The sequence below is a fragment of the Acinetobacter sp. ANC5681 genome (assembly GCF_023488045.1).
Taxonomy (GTDB): Bacteria; Pseudomonadota; Gammaproteobacteria; order Pseudomonadales; family Moraxellaceae; genus Acinetobacter.
Genome location: NZ_JAMFKZ010000055.1, coordinates 1 through 5,720, shown reverse-complemented (window position 1 = coordinate 5,720; position 5,720 = coordinate 1). Strand labels below are relative to the sequence as shown.

6 protein-coding genes and 2 pseudogenes are annotated in these 5,720 nt (G+C 39.4%); 3 read left to right on the top strand and 5 right to left on the bottom strand.

Going from position 1 to position 5,720, the window contains the following annotated elements:
• Window positions 1-422 precede the first annotated feature (422 nt).
• Window positions 423-770, top strand: coding sequence for a hypothetical protein (locus M5121_RS15350; protein WP_016165163.1), 348 nt, complete (start codon window positions 423-425; stop codon window positions 768-770).
• 139 nt (window positions 771-909) lie between these two features.
• On the opposite strand, the gene M5121_RS15345 is transcribed toward M5121_RS15350, so the two are convergent.
• On the bottom strand, window positions 910-1,611 hold the full coding sequence (locus M5121_RS15345; RefSeq protein ID WP_249571653.1) for an IS6-like element IS1006 family transposase: 702 nt from the start codon (window positions 1,609-1,611) through the stop codon (window positions 910-912).
• 63 nt (window positions 1,612-1,674) lie between these two features.
• Complete coding sequence (locus tag M5121_RS15340; protein WP_005093338.1) at window positions 1,675-2,955, bottom strand: cation efflux transmembrane domain-containing protein; 1,281 nt, start codon at window positions 2,953-2,955, stop codon at window positions 1,675-1,677.
• A gap of 88 nt (window positions 2,956-3,043) precedes the next feature.
• Here M5121_RS15340 and cadR point away from each other — a divergent pair, with 88 nt between their 5' ends.
• Both cadR and M5121_RS15330 read left to right on the top strand, forming a co-directional pair.
• Window positions 3,044-3,436: a Cd(II)/Pb(II)-responsive transcriptional regulator gene (cadR, locus tag M5121_RS15335; protein ID WP_000550240.1), complete on the top strand. Its 393-nt coding sequence runs from the start codon at window positions 3,044-3,046 to the stop codon at window positions 3,434-3,436.
• Window positions 3,437-3,529: 93 nt separating this feature from the next.
• A pseudogene (locus M5121_RS15330) lies at window positions 3,530-3,691 on the top strand (IS6 family transposase); the annotation flags it as partial.
• A gap of 41 nt (window positions 3,692-3,732) precedes the next feature.
• Here the strand turns inward: M5121_RS15330 and M5121_RS15325 are convergent.
• The 3 genes and pseudogenes from M5121_RS15325 to M5121_RS15315 form a co-directional block, all read right to left on the bottom strand.
• Window positions 3,733-4,035: a helix-turn-helix domain-containing protein gene (locus M5121_RS15325; protein WP_001140620.1), complete on the bottom strand. Its 303-nt coding sequence runs from the start codon at window positions 4,033-4,035 to the stop codon at window positions 3,733-3,735.
• A pseudogene (locus M5121_RS15320) lies at window positions 4,028-4,384 on the bottom strand (type II toxin-antitoxin system RelE/ParE family toxin). Before M5121_RS15320 ends, M5121_RS15325 begins: the two are co-directional and overlap by 8 nt.
• Before the next feature lie 547 nt (window positions 4,385-4,931).
• A partial coding sequence (locus tag M5121_RS15315) for an ISNCY family transposase (protein WP_249571652.1) occupies window positions 4,932-5,720 on the bottom strand: 789 nt, incomplete at its 5' end.

Sequence of the window (5,720 nt, the reverse complement as noted above, 5' to 3'; positions counted from 1 at the left end):
CGACCGTGGAAGGGATTCATCTGCTGTATCTCGAAATAAATAAGATATTTAGCTTATCATGTCAGCCTATTTGCAACAGTGCCTTGAATAGCCACTGATTTTATAGATACCTTTTAGTTAGATTTTTCAGTTTTTATAAGAACTACTGATTAGGACCTTGACACCCTGCTTTTTACTGGATAATCTTATTTCAACGCAGCAAAATCTGTGTGCAGGCGTGAGAACCTGATAAAATATCTAGGTGCAATTAAATGTCGCACTTGCGGCTATTTTTTTGCCTACTGTTAAGCAGTCCCTATGGTAGCTTAGCAGGGCAGCTTCGTGCTGGCTGATCCTAGATTCAGTATTCTCACCCCTGTTAAGTTGCCTCCATTGCCGTGAGAAGCGATGGAGATAATTAAACTCTTATCTAGGAAACTGCTATGCATACTAAATTCAATGATGCAAACCCATGCATGCCAAAAAACCTCGCTAAACAACTGATTGTCGAAAGCGCTAAACTTCTGAATCATCAACAACGCCAAGCCTTGCTCGATATTTTCATGACTTTAGATCAGGCGGAAAAAACAGCTGAAAAGACACTTCAGCAACATGCTGTAGCGCAACAAAGCACCCACAACTTTTCTCAAGATCACGAATGCCAAGAAGACAATCAGGAATATTGGTCAGGTCATTACTATGATTCTTACAGTCAAGAATATCCGGAAGATTGGGTAAAACGGACTCAGTCCACCCCACATCGTCATAAGTTCCCTAGAACTGCTTACTGATCGTGGGGGGGCTCTTTAAAAGTAGGCATCATAATCCGAGCTACTCGACTGAGTTGGCTCGGATGAGGATGAATACCGGGGAAACTGGGCACTGTTGCAAATAGAGATTTGAGTCGATGATGTTTCCTTTAAAAAGTACTTAGAGACCGAAAACCCTGTTGATTAGACACACTTCACCCTGAGGCTGACCATAATAAAATGACGATGCTTGTCCTTTACGTAGTGCACGCATGACTTCAATACCTTTAATTGTGGCATAAGCCGTCTTCATAGATTTGAATCCTAATGTGGCCCTGATGATCCGCTTTAGCTTGCCATGATCACATTCAATCACGTTATTTTTATACTTAATCTGCCTGTGCTCAAGGTCTGGTGGACATTTACCTTCCCGTTTTAACCGTGATAAACGTCCATATGTGGGTGCTTTATCCGTGTTGATCACTTGTGGAATTTGCCACTTCTTCACATTATTTAAAATTTTTCCAAGAAAACAATATGCTGATTTGGTATTACGTCTAGAAGAAAGATAAAAATCAATGGTATCGCCACGTTGATCGACTGCACGATACAGATAAGACCATCGTCCATTCACTTTTACATAGGTTTCATCAATATGCCACGAGCTCAGATCTGTAGGATTACGCCAATACCAGCGTAAACGTTTTTCTATTTCAGGAGCATAACGTTGAACCCAACGGTAAATAGTCGTGTGATCAACATTCACACCCCGTTCGGCCAGCATTTCCTGCAGTTCACGATAGCTAATGCCATATTTACAATACCAGCGCACAGCCCAAAGAATGATTTCGCCCTGAAAATGCCGACCATGGAAAGGATTCATATGCTGCACCTTTAGCTAAAACAGTCTTCAGCTTACCATTCGTGGTTATTTGCAACAGTGCCCTTACTTCAAAGCCAAAATTTTTCGGGCACCATTAAGTACGAATAAAGAAACCAGTATGCCAATGATTAAGTCTGGATAAGCTGATCCGGTCCACGCCACGAGTACACCGGCAAATATAACGCCCATATTTACGACAACGTCATTCGCCGAGAAAATCCAACTGGCTTTCATATGTGCGCCATCTTCTCGATGACCAGAAATAAGATATAAGCATGTCACGTTAGCTATAAGTGCGAGCAGGCCAATAACAATCATGAGCGTTGATTCTGGCTCGCTTCCAAACATGAATCGTCTAATGACATCAACAATCACGATAACAGCAAGTAATAACTGAATCCAACCTGCGAAATGGGCTGCTTTTATTTGATATTTCGCAGCTTTTCCGACGGCATATAGTGCAATACCATAAACGGCTGCATCGGCAAACATATCTAGAGAATCAGCAATCAATCCTGTAGACGCAGCAATAATACCGCTGATGAATTCTATAAAGAAAAGTAGAGCATTAATACCTAATAACAGTTTAAGTACTTTAGCTTGTCTCACAGGATCAGGTTCATTAGGTATATCGCCTGAAGAAAGCTGTATTTCATCAAGTTTCGCCCCAAAACCCAGTCCTTCGAGTTTAGCCGTAATTTGCTGAATCCCTTCATTATGGAAGACTTTCAGTTTTCGATTGGGAAGATCAAAAGTAAGACCTTTAACTGCTTCAATATCTGCAAGAGCCATACGGACCATTTGCTCTTCAGCAGAGCAATCCATTTTAGGAATGGTGTAGGTACTTGTTTGCTTAGCCTGTTGATTGCTTATATAAGTTTCAGTCTTCACAAGCTTTGCACCAAAACCCAAAGCTTCAAGTTTGGTGGTTATATTTTCATCTTTTTGATTATGTAGAACCTTTAAAGAACGGTTAGGTAAATCAAAGATGAGTTTTTGAACACCATCAATTGAAGATAGCGCCATACGAACCATCTGTTCTTCCGCAGAACAATCCATTTTGGGAACTAAGTATTCACTCATGTAGTGCGAATCTTTTAAAACGTCTTCAGTGCTTAAATTTTCTTTGGGATCAGAACCACAACAGGATTGAGCGGTATCTTCACAACTGTTTGAAGTGTTACAGCAAGGAGATGAAGATTTTTTTTCTTCCTCTTCACCACAACAGCTAAGCGTATTATCACAATTCTTTGAATTGTTTGCTTCTGCAATTGATGGATGATTTTCTTGTTGAGATTTCTTATCTTCGCATGGTGTTTCTTTACTACATCCACAACCACTCATAATTATACCCATTAAAAAATTATAAACTTTGAATATTAGAATCCCTATAGTTACTATAGAGTCAAGAATCTTTGGAAATACTAACTCAATGCATTTAAAAATTGGTGAACTCTCTAAAAAAACCTCATGTTCAGTATTAACAATTAGGTTTTATGAAAAGGAAGGTTTAATTCCGGAACCGGAAAGAACGGAAGGAAATTACCGCCTTTACGATGTAGGCTATGTTGAGCGAATTAAATTTATTTTGAATTGCCGAACTTTAAATATGAGTTTGAATGAAATTCGTCAATTACTTACCTATAAAGACAAACCTGAGAAAAATTGTTCAGATGTGAATGAATTAATTGACTTACATGTCAGTGCTATCAGAGAAAATATAATCAAGCAACAAAAGCTTATTGAACAACTATCTGATTTAAGAGGTACTTGTGATGGTTTATGTACAATTGACCAATGTGGAGTTTTAAAAAATCTAGCTTGATTATCTAGACCTATGCTTTTTTCAAAAAATCGGCATTGTTGCAAATAACCACGAATGGTAAGCTGAAGACTGTTTTAGCTAAAGGTGCAGCATATGAATCCTTTCCATGGTCGGCATTTTCAGGGCGAAATCATTCTTTGGGCTGTGCGCTGGTATTGTAAATATGGCATTAGCTATCGTGAACTGCAGGAAATGCTGGCCGAACGGGGTGTGAATGTTGATCACACGACTATTTACCGTTGGGTTCAACGTTATACGAATCTAAAAATGGGAGCCTATAGCTCCCATTTTTATTGTTAAACGTTGAATCCTATATGTTTTCCTGTTGGAAGCTCTACATCAATACGGAGCTTCCCACCCATTGCCTCAACATACTTTTTCATGGTTGAAATCTTAAGATCATTGCCACGATTTTCTATTGCTGAAAGCGATGGCTGTTTTATTCCCAAAGTTTCAGCAAGCTCTTTTTGAGAAATTTCGAGTTCTTCACGAATAAGATGAAGCTGATTTTCTAGCAGTAATTCATCAGCCATTTTTTGAATACGGGCTTGGCTCTCTGGAGAGCGGCTAGCTAACAATTCTTGCAGAGTCTTAGCCATTAGATTTATCTCCTAGGGTAGTGAGATGAAGTTGGTATTGTTCATCTGCAATATCCAGCATGTCTTTATAAAAACGCTTTTTACCGCCTTTATCAGCAATACATAGAACAATAGCCTGTCGTAAGGGATCAAATGCGAAGAAAGCTCTTAAGGGTCTACCGCGGTGTTAAACGCGCAGTTCTTTCATATTGGTAAATTTAGACTCATACACAGTATCTACTAAAGGGCGGCCTAAACTCGGACCTTGCTGTTGTAGAACGACCAGAGCAGCTAGGACCTTCTCTTGTGTAGATTCATCTTGCTGTTCAAGCCACTGATTAAATAGATCTGTCGTAATGACTGTCCACATACCACAACCAAAATATAGACTATAGTCTATATTTTAGGGGCATTATGCTTGTTTTGCAAATGAGAAATGATAGGTAATAAAAAAGCCCGACATCCTGTCGGGCTTTTCCATATTTGGCGCTTAGATCTGACTCCTGTCTGATCTCACGTTCCTTGTTGTTCATCTTATTCTTTTTATCTGGAGCATCCTGCTCTCTATGTCTTCATGATAGGAAATTTCCAGTATTGCGGATAGCAGCAAAGGGCCGAGATTGGTATGAGCCAGGGCTTACAAAATAGCCTAAATTTCATCCACAGAAATTGGGGATAGTTTTCACCCTGGAAGATTTGATAACATTGGGAAAATGCCAAAATTGGTTACTTTTTAAACAAAATTATTGGCAAGAACTATCAAAAATGATCATAAAAAAGCCGACTTGTTTCAAAATCGGCTTTTTGCGGTTTTTATGATCAGGATGAATTTTTTAAGTTATTGATTTAAATGTTAATATACAAGTGTTGTTATTCCTAAGTAGAAATGTCCTACCTAATAACCAAATAGAAATGTCCTATATGGACATTTCCAAGTCAAGCACAGGATTTAGATTTCGTTCTTGAATTGCTGTTTTCTGTGCACGTCTGCTTGGCATCTTTTGAGAACGATTACGTTTGTTTTGCTGTTCCAGTTCTTCATGCTGTTGTTGAATATGATTCAGAACAGCACCCAACCGTTTATTCTCAACAATCTCTCGCTGATTCAGCTGACTTAATTTATCGAAGAGGCTGTAATTGATCTTTCGGCTATTATGCATGATGGCTACAGTACCATCCGGGTATTCAAGGAACTCAAGATACTTACCGATCAACCTTTGATTTTCTTCGGTGTTTTCCAGGAGATATACGCATTTATCATAAGTAATCGTCAGGCTATTCGTGACTCTGCGGGGTTCACGCCAAGTAAAAATATCATCTAATTCTTCGGCTGTTTCAGCGATAGGCCGATGTAGATTCTTAGGATTAAAAGCCATCTTGGCGAACTTCTGATTGAACTGCTCAATGAAGCAGGGTAGCCAGGCATTCGCTTGCTCAATCGAACAGATACCTTCCAAGCGCATTTCTTTGATCAGACGGTCCTGAAGCGTTCTATTCGCCCGTTCTACACGGCCTTTGGCCTGCGGTGAATTGGCGAAGATGATATCGATATTCAGGGTGCTGAGTACACGTCCAAACTGGGTAATCTTGGTGTCTTTCTTGCTGCTTTGATTCACTCTAAAGACTGAATGTTTGTCGCTGTAAAACGCTAAAGGCTTACCGTGCTGTTCGACATATAAACGTGTTGAAATCATATAGTCAAAAGT